At 49.9% G+C, this 24469-nt stretch carries 22 protein-coding genes and 2 pseudogenes; 7 read left to right on the top strand and 17 right to left on the bottom strand.

Going from position 1 to position 24469, the window contains the following annotated elements:
• The first annotated feature begins 185 nt into the window (after positions 1-185).
• Both A4G20_00670 and A4G20_00665 read left to right on the top strand, forming a co-directional pair.
• Entirely contained in the window at positions 186-1274 is a 1089-nt protein-coding gene (locus A4G20_00670) for a hypothetical protein (GenBank protein ID QIW14985.1), read from the top strand.
• A 206-nt stretch (positions 1275-1480) separates the two neighbouring features.
• Positions 1481-2578, top strand: a complete 1098-nt coding sequence (locus A4G20_00665; protein ID QIW14984.1) for a hypothetical protein — start codon at positions 1481-1483, stop codon at positions 2576-2578.
• A gap of 68 nt (positions 2579-2646) precedes the next feature.
• Here the strand turns inward: A4G20_00665 and A4G20_00660 are convergent, their stop codons facing one another.
• Positions 2647-3006, bottom strand: a complete 360-nt coding sequence (locus A4G20_00660) for a rhodanese-like domain-containing protein (protein QIW16813.1) — start codon at positions 3004-3006, stop codon at positions 2647-2649.
• The gene (locus A4G20_00655; GenBank protein QIW14983.1) at positions 3006-3341 is read right to left on the bottom strand and encodes a hypothetical protein; all 336 of its coding nucleotides are present in this window, start codon (positions 3339-3341) and stop codon (positions 3006-3008) included. The genes A4G20_00660 and A4G20_00655 overlap by 1 nt, the downstream gene beginning before the upstream one ends.
• A gap of 468 nt (positions 3342-3809) precedes the next feature.
• Between A4G20_00655 and A4G20_00650 the strand changes: the two genes are divergently transcribed.
• Positions 3810-5192 carry a sodium:proton antiporter gene (locus tag A4G20_00650; GenBank protein ID QIW14982.1) on the top strand — a complete coding sequence of 461 codons (1383 nt, stop codon included), beginning with the start codon at positions 3810-3812 and terminating at the stop codon, positions 5190-5192.
• A 131-nt stretch (positions 5193-5323) separates the two neighbouring features.
• Here the strand turns inward: A4G20_00650 and A4G20_00645 are convergent.
• From A4G20_00645 to A4G20_00605, 9 genes and pseudogenes are all read right to left on the bottom strand, one after another.
• Positions 5324-5979 (bottom strand): annotated as a pseudogene (locus A4G20_00645) (GTP cyclohydrolase I FolE).
• Positions 5980-6025: 46 nt separating this feature from the next.
• The gene (locus A4G20_00640) at positions 6026-6616 is read right to left on the bottom strand and encodes a branched-chain amino acid aminotransferase (GenBank protein QIW14981.1); all 591 of its coding nucleotides are present in this window, start codon (positions 6614-6616) and stop codon (positions 6026-6028) included.
• Positions 6594-7562: an aminodeoxychorismate synthase component I gene (locus A4G20_00635; protein ID QIW14980.1), complete on the bottom strand. Its 969-nt coding sequence runs from the start codon at positions 7560-7562 to the stop codon at positions 6594-6596. The genes A4G20_00640 and A4G20_00635 overlap by 23 nt, the downstream gene beginning before the upstream one ends.
• A gap of 29 nt (positions 7563-7591) precedes the next feature.
• On the bottom strand, positions 7592-8713 hold the full coding sequence (locus tag A4G20_00630; GenBank protein ID QIW14979.1) for a dTDP-4-amino-4,6-dideoxygalactose transaminase: 1122 nt from the start codon (positions 8711-8713) through the stop codon (positions 7592-7594).
• A complete protein-coding gene (locus A4G20_00625) occupies positions 8700-9272 on the bottom strand; it encodes a hypothetical protein (protein QIW16812.1) in 573 nt (190 codons plus the stop codon). Before A4G20_00625 ends, A4G20_00630 begins: the two co-directional genes overlap by 14 nt.
• 108 nt (positions 9273-9380) lie before the next feature.
• Entirely contained in the window at positions 9381-10304 is a 924-nt protein-coding gene (locus tag A4G20_00620; protein QIW16811.1) for a LysR family transcriptional regulator, read from the bottom strand.
• 229 nt (positions 10305-10533) lie between these two features.
• On the bottom strand, positions 10534-11790 hold the full coding sequence (locus tag A4G20_00615; GenBank protein QIW14978.1) for a UDP-N-acetyl-D-mannosaminuronic acid dehydrogenase: 1257 nt from the start codon (positions 11788-11790) through the stop codon (positions 10534-10536).
• A 1-nt stretch (position 11791) separates the two neighbouring features.
• The gene (locus tag A4G20_00610; GenBank protein QIW14977.1) at positions 11792-12421 is read right to left on the bottom strand and encodes an amino acid transporter; all 630 of its coding nucleotides are present in this window, start codon (positions 12419-12421) and stop codon (positions 11792-11794) included.
• A 5-nt stretch (positions 12422-12426) separates the two neighbouring features.
• Positions 12427-12702 (bottom strand): hypothetical protein, encoded by a 276-nt coding sequence (locus A4G20_00605; GenBank protein QIW14976.1) that lies wholly within the window; start codon positions 12700-12702, stop codon positions 12427-12429.
• A 96-nt stretch (positions 12703-12798) separates the two neighbouring features.
• Here A4G20_00605 and A4G20_00600 point away from each other — a divergent pair, with 96 nt between their 5' ends.
• Entirely contained in the window at positions 12799-13623 is an 825-nt protein-coding gene (locus tag A4G20_00600; protein ID QIW14975.1) for a DNA-formamidopyrimidine glycosylase, read from the top strand.
• Between the two features lie 116 nt (positions 13624-13739).
• Here the strand turns inward: A4G20_00600 and A4G20_00595 are convergent, their stop codons facing one another.
• Positions 13740-15293 (bottom strand): sulfite reductase, encoded by a 1554-nt coding sequence (locus A4G20_00595; protein QIW14974.1) that lies wholly within the window; start codon positions 15291-15293, stop codon positions 13740-13742.
• A 247-nt stretch (positions 15294-15540) separates the two neighbouring features.
• Positions 15541-17621 (bottom strand): annotated as a pseudogene (locus tag A4G20_00590) (ATP-dependent DNA helicase RecG).
• 138 nt (positions 17622-17759) lie between these two features.
• On the opposite strand from A4G20_00590, the gene A4G20_00585 reads away from it, so the two are divergent.
• Positions 17760-18653, top strand: a complete 894-nt coding sequence (locus tag A4G20_00585) for a phosphatidylserine decarboxylase (GenBank protein ID QIW14973.1) — start codon at positions 17760-17762, stop codon at positions 18651-18653.
• Positions 18654-18683: 30 nt separating this feature from the next.
• Here A4G20_00585 and A4G20_00580 read toward each other — a convergent pair whose 3' ends face one another.
• Positions 18684-20318: a protease gene (locus A4G20_00580; protein ID QIW14972.1), complete on the bottom strand. Its 1635-nt coding sequence runs from the start codon at positions 20316-20318 to the stop codon at positions 18684-18686.
• Between the two features lie 66 nt (positions 20319-20384).
• Here A4G20_00580 and A4G20_00575 point away from each other — a divergent pair, with 66 nt between their 5' ends.
• A complete protein-coding gene (locus A4G20_00575; GenBank protein QIW14971.1) occupies positions 20385-20831 on the top strand; it encodes a Ter macrodomain-binding protein MatP in 447 nt (148 codons plus the stop codon).
• 87 nt (positions 20832-20918) lie between these two features.
• On the opposite strand, the gene A4G20_00570 is transcribed toward A4G20_00575, so the two are convergent.
• The 3 genes from A4G20_00570 to A4G20_00560 form a co-directional block, all read right to left on the bottom strand.
• A complete protein-coding gene (locus tag A4G20_00570) occupies positions 20919-21209 on the bottom strand; it encodes a hypothetical protein (GenBank protein ID QIW14970.1) in 291 nt (96 codons plus the stop codon).
• Positions 21210-21424: 215 nt separating this feature from the next.
• Positions 21425-22486, bottom strand: coding sequence for an oxidoreductase (locus tag A4G20_00565; protein QIW14969.1), 1062 nt, complete (start codon positions 22484-22486; stop codon positions 21425-21427).
• Entirely contained in the window at positions 22479-23186 is a 708-nt protein-coding gene (locus tag A4G20_00560; protein ID QIW14968.1) for a GntR family transcriptional regulator, read from the bottom strand. Before A4G20_00560 ends, A4G20_00565 begins: the two co-directional genes overlap by 8 nt.
• A gap of 160 nt (positions 23187-23346) precedes the next feature.
• On the opposite strand from A4G20_00560, the gene A4G20_00555 reads away from it, so the two are divergent.
• Positions 23347-24450 (top strand): spermidine/putrescine ABC transporter ATP-binding protein, encoded by a 1104-nt coding sequence (locus A4G20_00555; GenBank protein QIW14967.1) that lies wholly within the window; start codon positions 23347-23349, stop codon positions 24448-24450.
• Positions 24451-24469: the final 19 nt, after the last annotated feature.

The raw sequence follows: 24469 nt of genomic DNA, 5'->3' as shown, positions 1-24469 counted from the left end.
GGGGCTTTTATGTAAGGATATTAGATAAAGATTACGCTTTTTTACAAAAGTTCAACTTGCCTTTATGTATTTTTTTTTTTAGACTAAAAAAGCGTTAGGTTAGCAGATAACCTATTTTTAAGGTCTGGCCCTCACTTGGGGTTGGAATTTAATCTTTTTAGATGATAAAAATGAGGATCATCATAATGAAAAAAACATTAGTTGCATTAGCAGTATCTGGTTTAGCAGCTTCAGCATTTGCTGCTCCACAAGCAAATACTTTCTACGTGGGTGCAAAAGCGGGTTGGGGATCATTTCACGATGGTCTTAAACAATTAGACTCAAAATACAATGGCACAGATACTTACGGTATTAACAAAAACACCGTAACTTACGGTGCATTCGTGGGTTACCAAATCCTTAACACTCAACACTTTGGTTTAGCAACTGAAGTGGGTTACGACTTCTTCGGTCGTGTACGTGGTCACCAACCAGCCAGCGTGAAAGAAAAACAAACTTTCGCCCACCGCGCTCACGGTGCTCACGTTAGCTTAAAAGCAAGCTACCCAGTCCTTGCTGACTTAGATGTTTTTGCTCGTGCCGGTGTTGCATTAGTAAACAACAAATATAAAACTGTAGATATCGATACCTACGAGAAAAGCTATACAAAACGCTTCCAAACTTCAGCCCTATTCGGCGCGGGTGTTGAGTACGCAATCACTCCAGCTCTTGCTGCACACGTTGAATGGCAATGGTTAAACAACGTAGGTAAAGCAGGCGAGCCAACCTTATCTAAGATTGGTGCAACTGACTACCGTCCAGATCTACAATCTGTACAAGCAGGTATTACCTACCGCTTCGGTCAAGGTGCTGCACCAGTAGCGGCTCCTGAAGTTGTAACCAAAAACTTCGCTTTCAGCTCTGACGTACTATTTGCCTTCGGTAAATCTAACCTTCGTCCAGAAGCGGCTAACGCTTTAGACGGTGCTTACAACGAAATCCAAGGTTTAGGCCTAGCTGATCCAGCTGTGCAAGTAAATGGTTATACTGACCGTATCGGTAAAGATGCGCCAAACCTAGCCCTTTCACAACGTCGTGCAGAAACAGTAGCTAACTACTTAGTTTCTAAAGGTGTGAACCCAGCTAACTTAACTGCAGTAGGTTACGGTAAAGCAAACCCAGTAACTGGCAACACTTGTGATGCCGTTAAAGGCCGTAAAGCCCTTATCGCTTGCTTAGCCCCAGACCGTCGTGTAGAAGTTCAAGTACAAGGTTCTAAACAAGTTACTATGTAATAAAAAGTAACAAGAATTGTAAATTAAATTAAGCCTACTGTAAAAGTAGGCTTTTTTTTGTCCAATAATTGGATTTTAAGGTTTACTTTTTATCTAGGGGCTTTTAGAATGGCAGGTGAATAAATCCTCTTGAGGTTTCAAGAGTTCGTCCTTTAATTCATCCCGAATTAAAGAGTTGGTTTTTTCTAAAAAAGGAACTTCAACAAATGAAAAAAACATTAGTTGCATTAGCAATTTCAGGTTTAGCAGCATCTGCCTTCGCAGCACCACAACAAAACACTTTCTATGTGGGTGCGAAAGCGGGTTGGGCATCATTCCACGATGGTTTAACTCAATTTGATGCTAAAAAAGAAGGTGCATACGGTATCAACCGTAACTCTGTAACTTACGGTGTATTTGGTGGTTACCAAATCCTTAACCAAAACAACTTTGGCTTAGCTGCTGAATTAGGCTACGACTACTTTGGTCGTGTTCGTGGTAACGAAACTAACGAAGAAGGTAAAGAAGAGCGTGCAGCTAAACATGTTGCTCACGGTGCCCACTTTAGCTTAAAACCAAGCTATGAAGTTGCTCCAGGCTTAGATGCTTACGCTAAAGTAGGTGTTGCCTTAATCCGTAATGATTACTGGGAGCGTGATGAAAACGTTGAAGGTGGTCGTGCTAAAGCACACGTATTAAAACCATCTTTAACTTTAGGTGGTGGTCTTGAGTACGCTTTAACTGATTCTTTAGCTGCCCGTGTTGAATACCAATACGTTAACCGTGTGGGTAATTTAGATAAAGCTATCCGTAAAGCAGATGGTGAATATCGTGGTACTGAATACAGCCCAGATATTCACTCTGTATCTGCTGGTCTAGTTTACCGCTTCGGCCAAGGTGCTGCGCCAGTAGTTGCCCCTGAAGTTGTAACCAAAAACTTCGCTTTCAGCTCTGACGTATTATTTGCTTTCGGCAAATCTAACTTAAAACCTGAAGCAGCTAACGCTTTAGACGGTGCTTATAACGAAATCCAAGGTTTAGGCCTAGCTGATCCAGCTGTACAAGTTAACGGTTATACAGACCGTATCGGTAAAGATGCACCAAACCTAGCCCTTTCACAACGTCGTGCAGAAACAGTAGCTAACTACTTAGTTTCTAAAGGTGTGAACCCAGCTAACTTAACTGCAGTAGGTTACGGTAAAGCAAACCCAGTAACTGGCAACACTTGTGATGCCGTTAAAGGCCGTAAAGCCCTTATCGCTTGCTTAGCCCCAGACCGTCGTGTAGAAGTACAAGTACAAGGTTCTAAACAAGTTACTATGTAATTTGTGAGCCTAGGCTAAACAAGACAAAAATGCCCGCACAAGCGGGCATTTTTTATCTCGGGTATTTTTTATTTATAGCCCTTTTCAAGCAAATCTTGATAACCACCGTGATTGGTCAGATTGGTATAGCCCATGGCCTTCAACTGACCGAGCGCCTCTTCAGCCCGTCTGCCGCTGCGGCAGTAGAGGTGAATGGGGGCAGATTTGTCGTCTGTGAGCTGGGAAATCTTCTCTGCAATCTGGTTGTGGGGAATATTGATCGCGCCACTTAAATGGCCCTGGCTAAATTCCTCTGGACTGCGCACATCAATCCAAATCCCCTGTTCTTGGGGCTGGACTTGCTGAACCTTGCTTTCTGTCTGGGCTAGGCTTGGCAGGGAAAAGGCCGTGCCAAGGCCTAGGGCGATAAGAGCCAAGCATTTTTTCATCATTTTTGCACCTCAACCGCTTCTAAAGCCCGCAGGGCGTAGGTGTAGGCCGCCCCCGCATTGAGGCTGATGGCCGTGGCCAGCGCCCCTGCAATTTCGCTCTCGCTTGCGCCCGCCTTGGCTGCTTCAGCAGCGTGTACGCTAATGCAGCTTTCGCAGCGGGTGGTAATGGCCACGGCCAGGGCAATCAGCTCACGGGTTTTCTTATCAAGGGCTTCGGCTGCCGCGGCTTGGTCAAGCGACATATAGGCCTGTAGCATTTTAGGGTGGTTTTTGCCTAGCTGGCCAAAGGCTTGTTTGACTTCTGCTGTATGGGCCTTCCAATCTTTAAACATAATTTCTCCTTAATGAGTATAATGAAAAACAACCAGGCCATTATTGTGCTTTTTTATTGGGTTTTATCATCAAAAAATATCAATTCATCCATAAAAAATCCTGTTTGCAGATTTTTGGCCAAATGCACCCGCTTGTCGGCACCATAAAAACTGACAGAGATTGCTCAATAAAACAGCGTTTGAAAATTTTTTGTAAAAAATCTATTGCAAAAAAATCCGAAAATCTTTACCTTTAGCCACGTTCATATTTTATTTATAAGAACCTTTATGTCATTTACAGCAAACCTACACCATCACCGCCATCATCACCCCAAATAATCTTTCGGGCGATTGGTAGTGCTTGGAAGATCTTCCAAGCGGTATAGGTGGCTGTTAATACATAAAAACCTCATATATTTGCCTCTTGGAAGCGCTCTTCTAAGAGGTTTTTTTTATGTTTATTTTTCGTGTTCTATTTAGGAGAAATCTATGTTAAGCAACGAAGTTGTGATTTCAATTATCGTGCTATTGGTCTTAAGTTTATTACGCATAAACGTGGTCTTGGCACTGATTATTTCTGCCCTCACCTGCGGCCTCTTGGGCTTCTACGGTGTGGATAATATGGGCTTAAGCGAGGCCTTAAGTAAAACCGTCAGCACCTTCACAGGCGGCCTAGGCGGCGGAGCAGAAACAGCCATGAACTATGCCGTATTAGGTGCTTTTGCCGTGGCCCTTTCCCGTTCAGGCGTGACCGATCTCTTGGCCTACAAGGTCATCCAAAGTTTTGGCAAACGCCCATCAGGCCGCTCGGTTTTCTGGTTTAAGTATTTCGTCTTATTCGTCCTTGTCGCCTTTGCCATGTCCTCCCAAAACGTCATTCCTGTCCACATTGCCTTTATCCCAATCGTTGTGCCACCGCTCTTAAGTGTCATGAACCAGCTTAAGATCGACCGCCGTGCCGTGGCCTGCGCCCTAACCTTTGGTTTAACCGCCACCTATATGATTATCCCAGCGGGTTTCGGACAAATCTTTATTGAGAGCATCTTGGTGAAAAACATCAACGAAGCCGGCCAGGCCTTCGGGATTGCCACCAGCACCGCCCAAGTCTCCCAAGCCATGCTGATTCCTGTTGCGGGCATGATCTTAGGCCTTTTATTCGCCTTCTTCGTGACCTACCGCAAACCCCGCAACTATGCTGAAAACAGCCCAGAGCCAACCGCAGACGACATTGAAGCCCGTGTGGCCAGTGTTAAACCCTTCCACATTGGTGTGAGCGTGGCAGCTATTCTGGCCACCTGTTTTGTGCAATTAGGCTTTAATTCAACTGTACTGGGCGGGATTGTGGGCTTGACCATCTTTGCTCTAGGCGGCATCTTCAAGCTCAAACAAAGTAACGACATCTTCCAAGACGGCCTGCGCCTCATGGCTATGATTGGCTTTGTCATGATTGCGGCTTCAGGCTATGCAACCGTAGTTAAGGCCACGGGTGGCGTGCCGGAGTTGGTGCAAAGTTTCAGCGGCGCTATCGGCGAGGGTAACAAGGGCTTAGCAGCCTTCCTTATGCTTTTAGTCGGCCTCTTTATCACCATGGGCATTGGCTCTTCCTTCTCCACCGTGCCAGTGATTGCCTCCATCTATGTGCCTTTGTGTATTTCCTTCGGTTTCTCACCGCTTGCCACCGTCTCCATTATCGGCGTGGCCGCGGCCCTAGGCGATGCAGGCTCACCGGCTTCTGACTCAACACTGGGCCCAACCTCCGGCCTTAATGCCGACGGCAAACACGACCACATTTGGGATTCAGTTGTACCAACCTTCTTACACTACAATATCCCGCTTCTTGCTTTTGGTTGGGTAGCGGCGATGGTCTTATAAGAAAAAGTGCCATAACAATCCGCCCGTAAAATCGGGCGGTTTTCATATAATCAGGCTGTGTTTGGCTATATAATAAAAAAGTGGGCTTGGCCCACTTTTTTTGCAAGAAATTCGGCTTTTTAACCCGCTTGTTAGCGGTTGATCAAGCCCAAAAACTCCTTGCGGGTGTCCCTGTCTTCCAGGAAGACGCCGCCGAAAGCGGAGGTGATGGTTTGGCTGTTGGTGTCCTTGACTCCACGGCATTTAACGCAGAAGTGGGTGGCTTTGACATAAACGGCCACATCTTGGGTTTCTAAAATGGTTTGGAAGGCAGTCAGGATTTGCTCGGTGAAGCGTTCCTGAACCTGTGGGCGTTGGGCAAAAAACTGAACCACACGGTTGATTTTAGACAGGCCAATAACCCAGTCCTTAGGATAGTAGGCCACGGCCACCTTGCCATCAATGGTCACGAAATGGTGTTCGCAGGTGCTGGTGAGGGTAATATCGTCCACCAAGACCATTTCGCTGACCTTCATGCGGTTTTGAATTTTGGTGATTTTAGGGAAGGTGGCATAGTCTAGGCCGCTGAAGATCTCATCCACATACATCTTGGCCAGGCGGTGGGGGTTTCCTCCAGGCTGTCGTCACGCAGATCCAGGCCTAAAAGCTCCAGCACGGCTTGAAAATGCTGCTGGATTTCGGCACGGCGGGCATCCTTGTCTTTTTTAGGCACAAGAGTTGGGGTTTCAATGCCCTTTTCTAGCAAGGCTTGGCGCACGCTTTGGGCTTCGGGTGAGATCTGGCTCATAGGTTTCCTCTAACATCGTAAGGGAGGGGATTTTAGCAAATTTCCACTATAATTCCAACGCAACCGCCCGAGAAAGGTCGAAGGGATTAAGGGCATTGACCATCATGATTTTTTCATATTGGGCTAAATCTTCTTCCCGAATAGGGGTCAGTACCACCTGTTTTTCTGCCAAGAGGCGGCTTAATTGCGTGCCCTTGAGCAAATAAGTGGCGGGGCTATACCAAACGCCTGCCTTTAAAAAGAGCAAATTGCCGATGGTGCAGTCGCTAACAAAGCCCTTGTTAATAATAATGACCTCATCACAATCTGGCTCTTTTAATTGTTCTAAAGCACGCCTGTCGCTATATTTAAAGGCATAATCCAAATCTTGAGTATAAACGCATTTAAAGCGCTCAAGTTTGCGGGGGGAATAAGGGTAAAAATTGATCTCATATTCTTGATCATTATAATCCACACGGCATCGAACCTTGCCCTGTTTAAATTCCGCTGGTACATGAATTATCTGGCCTAGGTCTAAGTGATTTTCCGTTTTAAAATAATCCTTGAGGGCTTGATTTAATCGAGCCTGATGATAGGCCAGGTTTTGCACCTGCCCATCCATAATGGCCAGGGTTTCAAAAAGAGGAAATCGGCACATAAACCTTCTCCAAAATTTCTTGATATTCTGTTTCCAGCTCGCTTTGGTGGGTAATCCCGCCGCCGCTTCTAAAAATTAGCCCGTCTGCGCTTTGCTCAATGTAGCGAATGGCCACGGCACTTTCCAGGCTGTCGCCATCAAAATAGCCAAACACGCCCGTGTAATAGCCTCGCTCCAGCCCTTCGGCCGCTTGGATAATCTCCACCGTCTTGACCTTGGGCGCCCCGCTGATAGACCCCGCAGGCAGGAGCTTGGCCAGCATAGAACCGACTTCCGCCTGCCAATCTTGCTTGAGTTGCCCGCAAATTTCCGAGCTGGTTTGCAAAATCGCCCCCCGATGGGTTTTGACTTCTTCCACATAGCGGTATTGGGTAACTTCAATCTTTTCTGCCACCAAAGCCAAATCATTTCGAATTAAATCCACAATGGTATTATGTTCCCGACATTCCTTGTCGGAATTTAAAAGCCTGTCCTGGGCATTTTCCAGATTGGCGTTAATGGTGCCCTTCATAGGGTAGGAATAGATTTTATTTTCCTGAATACGCACAAAACACTCAGGCGAAAAACACACAAACTTATCTTTTAAATAGAGTTTATATTTGGCTTGAGCTGCAAAAAAAAGCTCTTCCAAGTTATAGTTAGTATTAATTTGAGTTGGGTAGGTTAAATTTAATAAATAAGAATTGCCCAACTGAATTTGATGTTTAACCAATTCAAAACCCTTTTGATAGGTTTCAAAAGAAATAGGCTGGGCTGAAAATTCAAAGGGCTTATTAATCGCTGGGTTTTTAATATTAGATTTGCAAAAAAAGTCGAAAAACAACCCGCTTGCATGGGCTTCCTCAAGGGGCAAAATCAGCGGTTTTTGCTGCTCAAAATCAATTAAAAAGAAAAAAGGCCGTCTGGCCTGGCCAAATTGGTTGGCGGTTTGGATAAAGTTTTGCATAGCAATCAATATAAAGTAAAGTCAGCCCATTATACCCTAAAAAAATCGCCCACGGCCTCTATTACCCTGGCCACCTGCTCATCGGCCATATTATAAAAAAGCGGTAAGCGTACCAATCTTTCGCTTTCTCGTGTGGTGACGTTGTCCTGCCCGTGAAAGCGGCCCAAGGCCTGGCCTGCGGGGCTGGTGTGGAGCGGGATATAGTGGAAAACGGCCAAGATGCCTTGGGCTTTGAGATGTTCGATTAAGGCCGTGCGTTGAGCTAGGTCGGCCAGTTTGAGGTAGAAAATATGGGCATTGGCCATATCTTGGGGCAACTCAACTAATCCTTGGTCTGCAAGCGGTTGAAAAGCGGCCAAATATTGCAAATAGATGGCCTGCCGTCTGGTCTGGATCTGATCCAGGGCTTGTAGCTGGGCATAGAGGTAGGCGGCTTGCAGTTCGGACATGAGATAGCTGGAACCGAGGGCCTGCCAGCGATATTTGTCCACCTGTTTGCGGAAGAATTGGCTGCGGTTGGTGCCTTTTTCACGGATGATCTCAGCAGGTTCGATGAAGTTCTCGACATTAAGTAAAAGCGCCCCACCCTCGCCGCCTGCGCTGATGTTCTTGGTTTCGTGAAAGCTCAAACAGCCTATATGGCCGATGGAACCAAGTGGCCTGCCCTGATAGGTTGCCCCAAGGGCCTGGGCGGCATCTTCAACCACGCTTAAACCATAACGTTGGGCTAGAGCCATGATAGCTGCCATTTCACAAGATACTCCTGCATAATGCACCACCACAATGGCCTTGGTGCGGGGGGTGATGGCTGCTTCAACCAGATTTTCATCAAGGTTGAGGCTGTTGGGCTTAATATCGACAAAAACAATTTTAGCCCCCCGCAGGGCAAAGGCATTGGCCGTGGACACAAAGGTGTAGCTGGGCATAATCACCTCATCGCCTGGCTGAATATGCAGCAGGAGGGCGGCCATTTCTAGGGCTGCCGTGCAGGAGGGGGTCAGCAGGGCTTTTTTAACGCCCAAATGAGCTTCCAACCAGGCTTCACAGCGCTGGGTGTAGGCACCGTTGCCAGCCAGCTGGCCTGAAGCCATGGCGGCTTGCAGGTGTTCAAGTTCAGTGCCGACCAGGGGCGGTTGGTTAAAGGGGATCATATTTTTCAACCTTATAAAACCAATAATGGCTTGAAATCAGCCGCCCGCCCAGTTTTTCATAAAGCCTGATGGCGGGCAGGTTGTGTTGCTGGGTGGTGATGTGAAGCGGCAGGCCTGTTTGCTGGGCGGCCAGTTCCAACAAGGCCTGGCCCAAGCCCTGGCCTTGAAAGGCAGGGGCAACCGCCAAGAGGCCAATGCGGCAGTGATCTTCTTCCCTCTTCCAGCTGATCAGGCCCTGAATTTGGCGGCCTTGCTTGATGAGCCAGCATTCATCATCAAATTGGCCCTTGACTGCATTTTCCAGCCATTTGGCATAAAAACGCTGGTTTTCTGCCCCTGAAAAATAGGGCGGGCAGAAACGGCTGCCGGCAAAGGCGGTGGAGAAGCCCTCAAGCAGGGCAGGTAAATCGGCCTCCTCTGCCTTGCAAGCGGTCGAAAGGGGCGGTTTTTTTGCAAGTGTCAGCTCAAAGCAAACCTGGCCCATCACAAAATTAAAGCCCTGGGCTTGAGCCAGCTGGATCTTGGCTTGGTCGGCGGCAGGGATTTTGATTTGAGCCATTGCAAATTTTGGGGGATTTCCCACCTCTTGTAAGCCAAAGCGGGCCTCCACAAGCGGCCGTTGGAAGAAGTCACTTTCCCAAATGAGGGGCTGATAAACCATCTCCATTTAAAGCACCAAGAGATCAGGCAGGGTGGCGAAACTTTGCGATTTGACCGTGCTGTGGAAGTCTTCCAAGTAGGCCGTGTGGGCGTCCGCCTCCCGCATGGCGCCGTAGAGGTTGCTGTAGAGGCCCTGGCTGGTAATCTTGCGGGCCACCACATAGCCCCGCTCCAAATAGGGCTTGACCGCCCAATAAGGCAGGGCCGCCACGCCCCGTTTGCTGGCCACAAGCTGGATAATGGCGATGGTTAGCTCGCTGGTGCGGCGGGTGGGGTTGATGCCCGCAGGGTGCAAGACCTTACGCAAGAGGTCTAACATATCATCTGGCACGGGGTAGGTAATCAGGGTTTGGTCACGGAAGTCCTCGGCCTGCCAGACTTCCTTTCCAGCCAGCGGGTGATCCTTGGAGCAGATGCCGACCATCTCATAGGAAAACAGGGGCTGGTAGCGGATGCCGGCCACCTCCTCCATTTCAGACACCACGGCCCAGTCAGCCCGATGGGTCAGGAGCAGGCCGACCGTGTCGGTGTGGAAGCCTGAAACGATGTCCAACTCTACCAAGGGCCAGTTCTGGCGGAAGGTGTCCATGGCTGGCATGAGCCAGTCAAAACAGGTGTGGCACTCCACCGCAATCCGCAGCTCGCCCACCTCGCCATACTTAACCCGAGCCAAGTCCAGCTCGGCCTCCACCACCTTGGGCAAAATATCATAGGCCAGCTTGATAAGCCGCTCGCCCGCTGCCGTAAAGTGCAGGGGCTGGGTCTTGCGTTCAAAGAGGGTCAGTTCATACTGATCTTCCAGGAGCTTAATTTGGTGGGACAGGGCCGACTGGGTCAAATGCACCCGCTTGGCCGCCAGCGACACACTGCCGCTCTCTTTAAGGGCAATCAGGGTTTTGAGGTGACGCAGTTCGAGGAATATGGGCTTCATGATGAAAAAGGGTTGGGGATGATGAAAGGGGGATAATAGCAAAATTTGGAGGATAGGCAAGCCTAAGGTCTGTTGATCTTCCCCCCTCAGCCCTTTGGGCAGCTCCCCCGAAAGCGGAGGGAGCGAAAGTTATGCAAAATATTGATGAAAAACTTCCCTCCACCCGCTTGCGGGGGAGGTGCCGAAGGCGGAGGGGGGTAATTATCTTTAAGTTAATTATCAATAGCCCCTAGGTTTCAAGATGAGACCAAACCCCCTTCACATCCACCACCCATTGCTGATCTGGCTTGAGGCCTAAAAAGGCCTGATGTTCTACCAAAAGCACCACCACATCCGCTTCTTTCAGGGCTTTTTCCGCAGGGCTTAGTTTTGCCTTTAGCCCTTGAGGCAGTTGGGTGATATGGGGTTCAACCACCAGGGTTTTGCCTGGGTGCCAGTGGCTGAGGCGTTGGGCGATGGCCAGGGCGGGGCTTTCTCTTAGATCGTCAATATCGGCCTTAAAGGTTAGGCCAAAGCAGGCTAGGGTGAGGTCTGACAAGCGGCAGTTTTGGGTGGCGGCACAGTCGGCCAGGGCGGCTTTGACCTTGTCGATAACCCATTGGGGCTTGCTATCATTGACCTGGCGTGCGGTGCGGATAAGGGGCGTCAGTTCAGGATGACTGGCTGCCAAGAACCAAGGATCGACCGCAATGCAGTGGCCACCCACGCCGGCACCTGGCTGGAGGATATTGACCCTAGGGTGGCGGTTGGCAAGCGCTGTCAGCTCCCACACATCCACGTCCAACTTGTCGCAGAGCATGGATAGCTCGTTGGCAAAGGCCAGATTGACATCTCGGAAGCTGTTTTCGGCCAGCTTGCACATTTCGGCCGTGCGGGCCTGGGTGGACAGGCATTGGCCTCTTGCAAAAATTTGGTAAAGTGCAACCGCTTGCTGGGTGCAGGCAGGCGAGAGGCCGCCGATAATGCGGTCGTTCTCAAAGAGTTCCACCATGACATTATTGGGCAAGACCCGTTCGGGGCAGTAGGCCAGGTGAATGTTAGGGTCAGTATGCCTATGGGGAAAACGCAAATCAGGCCGCAGGGCCTGAAGCCAGTCGGCCAGTTTTTCGGTGGTGCCGACAGGGGAGGTGGATTCCAGCACCACCAAATTGCCTGCCGCTAAATGGGGGGCAATCATCTGGGCGGCCGACTGAATGTGGCTAAGATCGGGCTGGCGTTCAGCCGTCAAGGGCGTTGGTACGGCAATTACAAAGGCATCCGCAGGCTGGGCTTGTTCACTTAAGTCTAACTTTGCAGATTTCAGCACCTTTTGCACCGCTTGCTCAAGTGCCTTTTCCACAAAATGCAGTTGGCCTTGAGCCAGGGCGGCTAGGCGTTGGGGCTTGGTGTCCACGCCCAGCACTTGGTAGCCTTGTGAGGCAAAGGCCATGGCTGTGGGCAGGCCGATATAGCCCAGGCCTAGAATGCAGATTTTTTCAAAGGCCATCTTAGAATTGCTTCATTAAATCAAAGGCGTAGGCCAGCATGGAGTAGGCAATCAGCCACATAATCAGGGCGGTGAAGCCGTCCAGCAAACGCCACATAAGGGGTTTGCGGAAGCAGGGCACCAAGAGGCGGGAGCCAAAGCCCACACCGTAAAACCAAAGACCAGATGAAAGCAGGCAGCCTAAGAGGAAGTGGAGCTTGTCGGCCTCGCTCAAGGTCACGGCAATCCCGCCGATAATGACCACCGTGTCCAAATAAACGTGGGGGTTGAGCAGGGTCAGGGCTAGAGCCAGTGAAATGACCTTGCCCAAGGCCTGCTTGGGCGAACTTCCATCAGTGTTGAGCGAGGCGCCGCCCTTGTAGGCACTGACGGCCGAGCGGTAGCCATAGACAAGCAAAAAGAGGCTGCCCAGCACAGCCAAGATAAGGCTGGCCACAGGCGATTTGGCCAAGAAGAGACCCAGGCCATAGACGCCCAGGCTCATCAGGACAATATCACAGAGAAAAAAGAGGCTGGCCACGGTAAAGACGTGCTGGCGCAGCAGCCCTTGCTTAATCAACATGGCGTTTTGGGCGCCGATGGTGGCAATTAGCCCCAAAGTGAGCAAGAGCCCCTGTAAAAATGCTTCCATGGTTCTTAATCCTTATTTTTGCAAATTTTTCCCCAAATCCAGCCGCTTGTCAGGTAAACCAGCCAATAAAGCACAATGCTGACAAAGCAGAAAAAGGCCACATAGGGCAGCCAAAAGCCGACACCTAAGACTGCTTGTGAATTGCATTGCAGCTGGGCTTGGGCAGGTAAATTGGCGTAATCGGCACAGTCAAAGGGCAGGTAGCCAAAGAGGAAATAGCCAATCAGACCGACCACAAGGGCCAGGAGGAGGCTGAGGGAGAAATGTTTTTGGTAGTTCATGTGATTTAAGTGTAAAAAAGAGGGCTTAATAGTAGCCTAAATTGGGATTTTGGCATAGTATTTGCCCTCAAAATCAAGCTCAAAATGAGAGAACCTATGCCAGAATTACCCGAAGTTGAAACTAGCCTGCGGGGGGTAGAACCCTATTTGGTGGGCCAAACCATCAGCCAGATTATTATTCGCCAGAAGCAGCTGCGTTGGCCTGTTAGCGATCAATTATCCAAGATGCAGGGAGCCAAGATTATCAGCCTCTCCCGCCGAGCCAAATACCTGATTATCCACACCAATCAGGGTGATATTTTGGTGCATTTGGGGATGTCTGGCTCGCTGGGGATTTTGCAGAAAAATGATGCTTCTGCCCCGCTTGCAGGCAAGCACGATCATGTGGATTTGGTAACCGAAAATGGTACGGTGCTGCGTTATAACGACCCCCGCAAGTTCGGCTTTTGGCTTTGGGTGGAGAGGACGGAAGATTCCCCGCTCCTACAACGCCTAGGCCCTGAACCCCTGTCTGACGACTTCAACGCCGCCTACCTCTACGCCCAAAGCCGTAAGAAAACCGTGGCCATTAAAAACTTTATTATGAACAATGCTATCGTGGTAGGCGTGGGCAATATTTACGCCTGCGAATCCCTCTTTATGGCCGGCATCCGCCCTGAAATGGCCGCACAAAACCTGACAAAGCCCAGGGCAGAACGGCTGGTTAAGGTCATCAAGGAGGTGCTAACCAAGGCCATCATTCAAGGCGGCACCACGCTGAAAGACTTTATCCAGCCTGATGGTAAACCAGGCTATTTCGCCCAGGTCTTACAGGTTTATGGCCGCAAGGGGGAGGAATGCCGTGATTGCGGCACAACCATTGAGGCCAAGGTTATCGGCCAGCGTAATAGTTTTTATTGTCCGAAATGTCAGCGGTTTTAGGGGTTATCCCCCCTCCGCCTTCGGCAGCAGAAAAGATAGCGCCAGCGTCCTCGCTGGTGCTGACAAACCCTTGATATATCAGGCACCAGCCTAGAGGCTGGCGCCATCATTGATCCCTAATACACATCCCTCAACAACCTGCCCGCTGCCACGAGTTCAGCCACAATGTTGTTAAAATCATCTACATAGGGTTGGCCACCAACTCGGTCAGCAATCTCAATCAGGGCCTCGTCAAGGGCCTTGCTCATAGCCTTGCTGCCACAAACATAGAAGTAGGCTCCTTCCTTAATCAAAGACCAGACCAAATCAGCCTCAGCCTTGAGGGCATCTTGGACATAGATTTTCTCGGCCTGATCTCGGGAAAAAGCCGTGAAAAGCTCCGTCAGCACGCCTTTGGCCTTAAAGGCTTCAAGTTCTGCTTCATAGAGAAAATCCTTGGCCTGGTGGCGTTCGCCGAAGAAGAGATAAGAGGCCACAGGGCTGCCTTGGGCTTCCAAGGATTGTAAAAAGCCGATGGCCGGGGCAATGCCCGTGCCGGCCCCAATCATCACAATCGGGCTTTTAAGCGCTTCAGGCAGGCGGAAGTTGGGGTTGGCTTTTGCAAAAATCTGGACTTTCTGGCCCGCTTGTAGGCTGGCCAAATAGTGGCTGGCTGTGCCCTGGTAGTTGCGCTCCCCTAAAGTGTAATAGATGTGGCGGATACAGAGATCCACATAGTCTGGGTGAGTCTTGCCGCAGGAGCTGATGGAGTAGGCTCGGGCGGTTAGGTTGGCCAAAACCTCGCTTAAGTCGGCCAAGCCCACCTTTTTCTCTGGGTCAAAATCCCGCAGGACATCTAGGGCATCACGGCCGTAGAGGTAGCTTTCCAGGGCCTTTTTATTGGAGATTTTGAGCAAGTCTTTTAGCTCTGCCGAACCCATGATTTTGTTGAGATCCCGCAGGACATTCTTGCTCAAAAGCCGCAGTTCCTTGTGGCGAAGGAGGTCGCAAGCGGTCGGATTTTGGAACCATTTTGCAAATTCTTCCAAGAGGCTCTGGGACTGTTCCACCCGCACATAAATCAGATCACCGGCCTGGTAGAAGATCCCGCTGTCTTTGAGGGATAAACGCAGGTGATAGACCTCAGGCTCAGACTGGGCCAGGTGCTTAATCTCCAATACTTCCGCCTCAAAGGTAGTATTTTCATCATAAACTTGGACGGAAAGCTGGTGGCTGAGGGGCTGTTCAGGCGGATTGGCCAGGGCCTCTTCCAAAAGGGGGAGCCAATGCTTGAAGATTTCTTGGTAGTTAAGATCGGCCTCAACAGGCTCAATCAAGGTTCGAGCCTGTTTGGCTTGGAGCTGGGTATGCAGGGCCTTGCTGTAGCCACAGAACTTGTCGTAGGTGACATCACCTAGGCCAAAGAGCACATAGGGGAAGGGGCAAGCGGTCAGGTTTGCTAGTTTTTCTGCAAAATCCTCGGCATTGGCAGGCGGCTCGCCATCACCAAAGGAGCTGGTGATAATAACCAGCAGGGTTTGGCTATCAAGCTGGCTTGGGTCGGTGTCATTGAGCGTGGCCAGGGTAGGGGCGTATTTTTGTAGAAAATCTTGGTTGGCAAGCTGTGTGGCCAGGGCTTGGGCATTGCCCGATTCGGAGCCGTAGGCGATATGGACTTGGTAGATTGTCATGGTTATTCCTTATAAAAACTAGCAACTTGGAAATCTAAGGGTAAAAATATCTTCTTACTGGGGCTGTACTAGGGCGTGTCCTCAATTTGCTTACGGCGGTATTTTCGGCAAAAATTCGCCATCTACTTCGTCAAAAATACTCGCCAAATGTTTATTTGGCTGCGTTTTTTTCCTCGTATCTGTCGTTTTTTGCTCGAAAAACCGACTCGTTTTCAAATTGAAGACACGCCCTAGAGCCCCCCTTGCTTTAAGCATTGGTGTACATGGTTTTACTATCCAACCAGCGGCGGATAAGGGCCTTGGCAAGAGCCTGGTCTCGGTGAATGATCTGCTTGGCATAGCCTTGCACCAGAGGGATCATCTTACGATCCCGCATCAGATCAGCCACCTTAAACTCCGCCATGCCCGTTTGTTTGGTGCCCAGAATTTCCCCTGTGCCACGAATTTCTAAATCTTTTTCAGCTATATAGAAGCCGTCCTGGCTGTCCCGCATAACCTGAAGCCGCTTGGAGGAAACCTTGCCCAGCGGTGGCTTGTACATAAGCACACAATGAGAAGCGGTTGCCCCCGGCCTACTCGGCCCCGGAGCTGGTGGAGCTGGGCCAGGCCCAGGCGTTCGGAGTTTTCGATAATCATGAGGCTGGCATTGGGCACGTCCACGCCTACTTCAATCACGGTGGTGGCCACCAGTAGATCTAGGTTGGCTGCCTTAAACTCGGCCATAATGGCCTGCTTTTCCTGGGGCTTCATCCGCCCGTGGACCAGGCCAATCCGCAGGTCAGGCAGGGCCCGTTGCAGGTCTTCAGCAATGGCGGCCGCAGCCTGGGCCTCTAGGACTTCCGACTCATCAATCAGGGTGCAGACCCAGTAGGCCTGACGTTTTTCCTTCTTACAGGCCTGATAGACCCGCTGGACGATTTCCCCCCGCCTGTCTTCCGAAATAGCCACCGTAGTTATCGGCGTACGGCCTGGGGGCAGTTGGTCAATGATAGAGGTGTCCAAATCGGCATAGACCGTCATGGCCAGCGTACGGGGAATAGGCGTGGCGGTCATAATCAGTTGATGGGGATAGACCTGGCCCTTGGCCCCCTTCTCCCGCAGGGTCAAGCGTTGATGGACGCCGAAGCGGTGCTGTTCGTCAATAATCACCAGGGCCAGGTCGGCGAATTCTACGCTGTCCTGAAAGAGGGCGTGGGTGCCGATAATCATCTGCACATCCCCGTTTTTAATGGCCGCCAGTTGGGCCTCCCGGGCCTTGCCCTTAACCTTGCCGGCCAGCCAGCCCACCTCAATCCCAAAGGGGGCCAGCCAGTTGGCAAAATTATTGGCATGCTGTTCGGCCAGGATTTCGGTCGGGGCCATCAGGGCCACCTGCTTGTGGTTATCAATGGCCAAAAGAGCAGCCAGGGCGGCAACCAAGGTCTTGCCCGAGCCAACATCGCCTTGAACCAGCCTCATCATGGGCTGGGCCCTGGCCAGATCCCGCTCAATATCGGCGGTGACCCGAACTTGGGCCCCAGTCGGCTGGAAGGGCAGGCTGGCCAGAAAACGGCTCTTAAGATCAGTTTGGTAGGTCAGGGGAGCTGCCTGATGTTGTTGTACCCCCAGCCGCACCTCCTGCATGGCCAGGTTGTGGGCCAGCAGTTCCTCAAAAATCAGCCGTTTTTGGGCCGGGTGTTCGCCTTTTTCTAGCTGCTCAAAGGAAATATCCGGCGGTGGACGATGGAGGAGCTTGAGGGCCTCCTTGAGGCTGTACTTATGCGGGTTAAACTCATCAGGCAGGAGTTCAGCCACTTGCACCTTGTCCAAGAGAGCCAGGGCCTGGTCGGTCAGCTTACGCAAAGAGGCCTGCTTGAGGCCTTCGGTGGTCGGGTAAATAGGGGTCAGGGTCTCGGCCAGCACCAGGGGCTGGTCGCCCCGAATGATCTGGTATTCTGGGTGGTGGATTTCGGCCATAAAGCGGCCCCGCTTGATCTCACCAAAGGCCTTGACCCGCACCCCCTGGGCCAGGCTGTTTTTCATGCCGGCATTGAAATTAAAGAACTTGAGGCTGATCTTACTGGTGCCATCCGACAGGGTGGTACTGAGAATGGGCCGCCGGCCGAACTGGACTTCGGTCATCTGCACAAGGCCCTCAATGGTGCAAAAGCTCTCAGGCCGGGCATCAATGATGGGGGTAATGCGGGTCCGATCCTCGTAACGCAGGGGCAGGTGGAAGAGCAGATCCTGCACATTGTTAATGCCAATGCGGGAGAGCCTTTCCGCAATAGCCGCCCCCACACCTGACAGGGCGGTAAGGGGTACGCCGTCTAAGAGCTGTTGAGCCATGTAAAATTTCCTCAAAAATCAACCGCTTGTAGCCGCTTATTGTACATCAAAATCCCTTTTTGCGAGCAACAAGCGGTTGATTGACTGCAAAATCTTGCAAATTAGGCTATAATTCGGCTCTTTTTATCGAGGAATCTTATGCAGTTACAATCTTACCCAAGCCCAAGTTATATGCAGCGCCTCAAAATCGCCCTGCACTACCTCCTGCCCCAACTGGCCCTGACCCGGGCCGCAGGCTGGTTGGCCGAACAAAAATGGGGGGCTGTTACCCACACCTTTATTAAACTTTTCGCCAAGCAATATCAGGTCAATCTGGACGAGGCGGAAAAGACTGATGCCAAGGACTATGCCAGCTTCAACGAATTTTTTATCCGCCCGCTTAAGGCGGATGCTCGCCCCATTATTGCAGACGACAACCTGCTCTGCCTGCCAGCTGATGGCAGGGTCAGCGAATCGGGCCTGATTGCAGACAATCAACTCATGCAAGCCAAGGGCCACTTATTTAGTCTGGAAAGCCTCCTAGCGGATGATTTGGACTTAGCAGGCCAGTTCAAAAACGGTCAATTTATTACCACCTACCTGTCCCCTCGAGACTACCACCGTGTACACATGCCTTGTGACGGGGTGGTGCGTAAGATGATTTATGTGCCGGGCGAGCTTTTCTCGGTCAATCCTTTCCTGGCCCAGCATGTGCCTAATCTCTTTGCCCGCAATGAACGAGTTATTTGTGTGTTTGATACAGAATTTGGCCCGATGGTGCAGATCTTGGTCGGTGCCACTATCACCGCCAGCATAAGTACGGTCTGGGCTGGCGTGATTAATCCGCCTCGTGCCAAAGAAGTGGTGGTTTGGCACTACCCGGCCGATGGCGAGCAGGCCATTCGCCTGAAAAAAGGCGAGGAAATGGGCGCCTTCCGCCTGGGTTCAACGGTTATCAACCTCTTCCCCCAAGGCAAGGTTAAACTGGCCGATCATTTGGTGGCTGGCACGGAAACCCGCATGGGTGAGAAGCTGGCTGAGCGTTTGGTTTAACCAAGAAAAAATCCCCGAAAGGGGATTTTTTTATGCCTTTTTGCCCTTCCACCATTTGTAGATTTTATCCAAAATGGCCCCGCTTGTGTGGTCGGCATCATTCTGTTCCAGCTGCTTATGCACCAGGTCAAAGAGGTTCTTTTGGCCCTTTTCTTGGGCATAGAAGGGTTGCTTAAAGAGCAGCTCTGTCGCCTCAAAGAGGTCTTCCACCGCCCAAATCCTAAACTGCCCAGCCTTAACTGCTTCAATCACTTGGGCCTTGAGGCTGAGATGGGAAAGGCAGGCCGCCGGAATAATCACCCCTTGCTGGCCATTCAAGCCTCGAGCCTGACAGACGGCAAAGAAGCCCTCGATCTTCTGATTGACCCCGCCCACACTCAACACATTGCCGAACTGGTCGATGGAGCCAGTAATGGCAATGGCTTGGGGCAGAGGCAGCTTGGTCAGCGCACTCATGAGCAGACAGAAAATGGCCAGGGAAGAGCTGTCGCCGTCAATTTCCCCATAGGACTGCTCAAAGGCCAGCGAAGCCGAAAAGGGCAGTTGGGTAGGGAATTCCAGGAGGTTGGACAGGCAGGATTGGGCAATCAAGATCCCCTTGGAGTGGATATTGCCACCCAGCTCCACCTTGCGTTCAATGTCGCTAATCTCCCCATCGCCCAATTGGACGTTGCAACTGATCCGCAGCGGCTCGCCAAAGGAATAGGGCACGCCGTCAAACTCAATCACCGACAAGCCATTGACCTGGCCAACTGCCTCGTCCTCAGTTTCAATATAGAGCTGGTGGGAGAGAATGTCCTCTAGGGCGTATTGGTTGAGCACCGCCGCCTGGCTCTCTAAATAGGCAAAGTAGGCACTGATGTCGTCAAATTCGGCCACATCAGGGTAAAAGGCCTTAAGACCCAGGAGGTGTTTTTTGAGGCTGGCTGGCGAAATGGACACCAGATGTTGGCTTTCACTTTCCCGTACATAGGCCTGGAGTAGCTGGTTGAGGGCTTGCTGACTCAACCCCTTCTGGACCAGGCGCTGGCTCATTTGCAAGACATAATTGGCCCAGGGCTGGATATTGTCTTCAGTCAAAGTTAAGTAGGACTGGACTTCCGCATAGTGGGCGAATTGGTAGAGGCTATCATCATAGGTGGCCAGGGTTGAAATATCCTCCCGACTGCCAACCAAGACCAATTTAAAGGCAGTTTTGACTGGCTCAACCAGGCTGGGCACGCCGTTAAGGATATTGGGCTGGTAGTGGCCAAAGAGCAGGGCCTGCTTGAGCTTGTCCCACTGGGTGATGTCCAAGAGCAGGGCGTTGATATTTAAGATGAGGGTGGCCTGATCCAGCCCGTCTAATTGGCCGGCTACATATTGGGTGCGCTTTTCCTTTTCTAGGTAGAGGACATAGCCGAAGAGATCGTTGCGGTTAAATTCCGTTAAAAGCGTGACATGGGCCGGGGCCAGGGCCTGCTCAATTTCCCTCATAAATTCTGGCAGAGTTTCACTTTTTAGCACCAAGAGAGAACCTGCTTGAGCCTGCTGCAAGAGGTCTAGGGCCTGCTTGGCCTTGGGCTGAAAATCAAAGAAGAAAGCGCCTGCCTGCTTGGTTTCAAAGGGGTAGGACAGGCTAAGCTCCTGCCAGGAAAGGGGGATAGTGTCACAAGGTTGCCTCATACTAAAAATTTGATTTATTATAGCCTGATTTAGACTATACTGCTGAAAAAAATGAGGGGAGATGCTATGCGTTACCAAAAATTAGAAAGCCAAGAGGCCTCGTGGAAGTGGAAATACCTGCTCAAAAAACACCGTGAGGGCGAAAACATCACCAAGCATACTGAAGCCAGCCTGATTGAACTCAAGGTGCAGATTTTGGCCACCCTGCAAGATTCCCCCCAAGAATTAGAACAGTGGATCAAGGCGGAAATGACGCCCGAGCAGAAAAAGAAGATGCGCCAGTCTGTCCGCGCCCGGCGTAAGCGTTTTTTTAATGCGGAAAAACTTTCCACTCGCAAAAAATCTATCGATTTGGACTATGCCAGCTGGCAACGCCTGTCTAAACAATCCCAAGAAATGGAAATGACCCTGTCAGAAACCATCAATTTTTTGATGGATGAATATGAAAACAAGCAACTTTATTTGGAACAGGTGGAGAAGATGAAGCAACACTTGAAGGGGCTGTTGAAGTAAGAAGCGATAGGACAGCCCCTAATAACAAGCGGCCAGAAAATCAGGATTTTTTGCAAAAATCTTGGCTTTTCTGGCCGCTTGTTTATTCTATCTCTCTTTAACTTGCTGTAACAGTTGCTTACCCTTACTGGTTAGGTGGTATTTTTGGTTACGGCTATTGGGCTTATCAGGAAGGGTCATCACAATTAAACCTAAATCTAAACCAACTTGTAGATAAGCCTTTCTAAAATAGCTACGGTGGCTAATATTGAGCGCCTTCATGAGCTGGGCTGTGCCTAAATCTTCTTGCTCAAGCAAATATAACAAGTTAGTAACTGGGTCACTAACTGGGTCACTTATGATTTCTTGTGCCTTAGGGTGTACAGGCAGATGGATCATAAAATAACTTCTGTTTTCAACATCCGGCCTTAATGCCGATGGCAAACACGACCACATTTGGGATTCAGTTGTACCAACCTTCTTACACTACAATATCCCGCTTCTTGCTTTTGGCTGGGTAGCGGCGATGGTGTTATAAGAATAAAAAAACAGTGCCTAAAAATTAATGCCAATCAGCTAACTGATTGGCATTTTTTATCATTATGGGACGGTTGCTAAACCTCCACCTGCCTTTTCTCCAAAATCGACTGCCGGGCGGCGCAGGCCACAATCACAGCATCTAGCGGTTGTTGGGCCAGTACCGTAGGTTTTTTACCAGTCAAATGGTCAATCACCGCCTTGGCCTCCATTTCTGCGGCCCGGCCCAGCCAGAGGGGGACGGGGGCATTGAGTTCGTTGTAGCGTTGGATGGATTTGCCATTTTCCCTTAGGGAGAGGTCGGCCTCAAATTCATCGTAGAGGTTGAATTGCTGGCGTTGGCCGTTAGCCAGGGTAAGGGTCATGGTCGAGTTGAAAAAGTTAATAACCAGAGCTCCAAGTTCGCCGTGAATGGCAATGCCCCACTCATGAAGGCGGTAGGCCGTGCCCATTTCTAGTGAAGCAAAAACCCCACTCTTAAACTGCATAAGCAGTTGGATGATGTCGTGGTTGTCCAGATTATCGGGGTGGGCTCGGTTGGTGGACTGGGCATAGACCGAATGCACATCACCCAGGAGCCAGCAAAGTAAATCCAGCTCGTGGATTTCGTTAAATAATTTCCCGCCAGTTAAGGCGACATCATTCTTCCACCAGAGCTTATTAGGCGAGCTATCAATCCAGCGTTGGCGGTTGGCCCGGGCTACGGTAATCTTGCCTAGCACGCCCTCCTCAATCAACTGCTTGGCCTTGAGCACACCGGGCAAGTTTCTTTCTAGGTGGCCAACAAAGACCGTCTTTTGCTTGCGTTTGGCCAGAGTCATAATTTCCTCGCCCTCTTTTTTGTCAATGGTGAAGGGTGTTTCAATAAAAATATGGCAGTCATGTTTCAGGGCCATAAGGGCCGGAACCTTATGAGCATAGTTGAAGGTGGCGATAACAACCAAATCAGGCTGGGCCTGCTCTAATAAATCCCGCATATCGCTATAGGCCTGAGTGGCATATTTTTCTGCCAGGGCTTCTGCCAAAGGCATATTGATGTCAGTAAAACCCACCAATTCTGCCCCAGCCTTGGCAAAGCTACTTGCCAATTGTTTACCAAAAAAGCCACAGCCAATAAGGGCAACCTTAAGCTTATTCATCCTTTCCCCCTGCTAATAAACATTGTCTAATTCCTTGAAAATAGTAAAGAATGGCCCGTTGCATCCGTTCTAAATCCATGGCCTCTACTGCATCGACCAACTCTCGATATTGCAGGGCCAGTTCAGTTGGGGCAATCCGAATATTGGGCAGGACAGCCTCCAGTTTTTCGTAAATCAACCAGAAGGCATCCAGATATTGAGATAGAAGCTGGTTTTGCAGGGGCTGGTAGATAAGTAGGTGGATTTGCTTTTCTTCCTCCACAGCAAATTTTCCCTCCAAGGCCTGTTTTTCAATAATCGCCACCAGCTCCTGGATCTTGGAGATATGATGTCTATCCATTTTAGGCAGGGTCATAGGGGCAAAACCATACTGCAAAATCTCTCTAACATCTAAGATGTCAATAATATGTTTTAGATCATCTTGCAAATAAAGCTGGGCATAAAAACTTAAGCCCCGCACCATAGGTTCTAAGGAAGACAATCCCACAAAGGTTCCCACGCCGTGATGAATATGCAAAATATGTAAGGCTTCCAAGGACTTAATGGCTTCTCTTAGGCTAGAACGGCTGACACCAAACAGCTCAATCAGCTCATTTTCCGTTGGCATTAGGTCACCTGATTTGAGATTTCGCTCAAAAATCAACTCGGTGATCTTCTCCTGCAACACCAACGAGGCCTCTTTTTTAGTCAATTTTTTCATTTTTTTCTCATTTTGTGATGTAGTTCACAGATTTTATTTAAGAAATAAGACATCATATGTCTAGATAATTTAAGCACCGACATATGCCCTAAATTTTGTGCCTAAATTTCCAGCTTGTAAAGCACTAATTATTGGCCCTTTCTCTCTAACAGGTGACCCTATGGCAACATTATCCCTTAAACACATTTATAAGCGATATGACAATGGCTTTGAAGCCGTACAGGACTTTAATCTTGAGGTGCAAGATAGAGAATTTATCGCCCTGGTTGGCCCTTCTGGCTGTGGAAAATCAACCACCTTGCGGATGATTGCAGGCTTAGACGACATCAGTGCAGGTGAGTTTTATATTGATAAGACTCTGGTCAATGATGTTGAGGCCAAGGATCGTGATATTGCCATGGTCTTCCAATCCTATGCCCTCTACCCGCACATGACCGTCTATGACAATATGGCCTTTGCCCTCAAATTGCGGCATTTCCCTGCTGATGAGATTGATCGTAAGGTCAAGGAGGCCGCTCAAATTTTAGGCTTGGAGCAGTTACTTAACCGTAAGCCCAAGGCCTTATCTGGTGGCCAACGGCAGCGGGTGGCTTTGGGCAGAACCATTGTACGCTCGCCTAAGGTTTTCCTCATGGATGAGCCACTATCTAATTTAGATGCCAAGCTGCGTAGCAATATGCGGGCAGAAATTATCCGCATTCATAAGAAGCTGAAGGCAACCACCATCTACGTTACCCACGACCAAACCGAAGCCATGACCATGGCAGATCGCATTGTGGTCATGAAGGCTGGTGTGGTGCAACAAATTGGTTCACCTAAAGAAATCTATAACCACCCTAATAACCTCTTTGTCGCCGGCTTTATTGGGGCCCCTACCATGAACTTTATTCAAGGGATTGTACGGGATAAGGCCTTCTGGATTGGCCAAACCCGCCTGGCCCTGCCAGAAGATTATTACCAGTTTATTTTGCAAAAAGGCTATGAAAATCAACCGCTTGTACTCGGTATTCGGCCGGAGAATATCTCCAACGACCCCATGCTGTTAGGGGTTTATCAACAGGCCATGATCAAGGCCCCTGTCAATGTGGCTGAATTACTGGGAGCAGAATATATCCTACACACTGAAGTTGAAGGGCAACCCCTTAAGGCCATTGTGCATTCCCGCCAAGATATTGCTATGGGGCAGGAAATCAATCTGGCCTTTGACATGAAAACCGCCCACTTCTTTGACCCGAAAACTGAGCAATCCCTCACCCAGCTCTAACCCTCTAGGAGAAGCTATT

It is taken from the genome of Pasteurellaceae bacterium RH1A, assembly GCA_012221805.1.
Lineage (GTDB): Bacteria > Pseudomonadota > Gammaproteobacteria > Enterobacterales > Pasteurellaceae > RH1A.
Note: the sequence above shows the minus strand (reverse complement) of the source record. Positions and strands in the feature narration are given on the sequence as shown.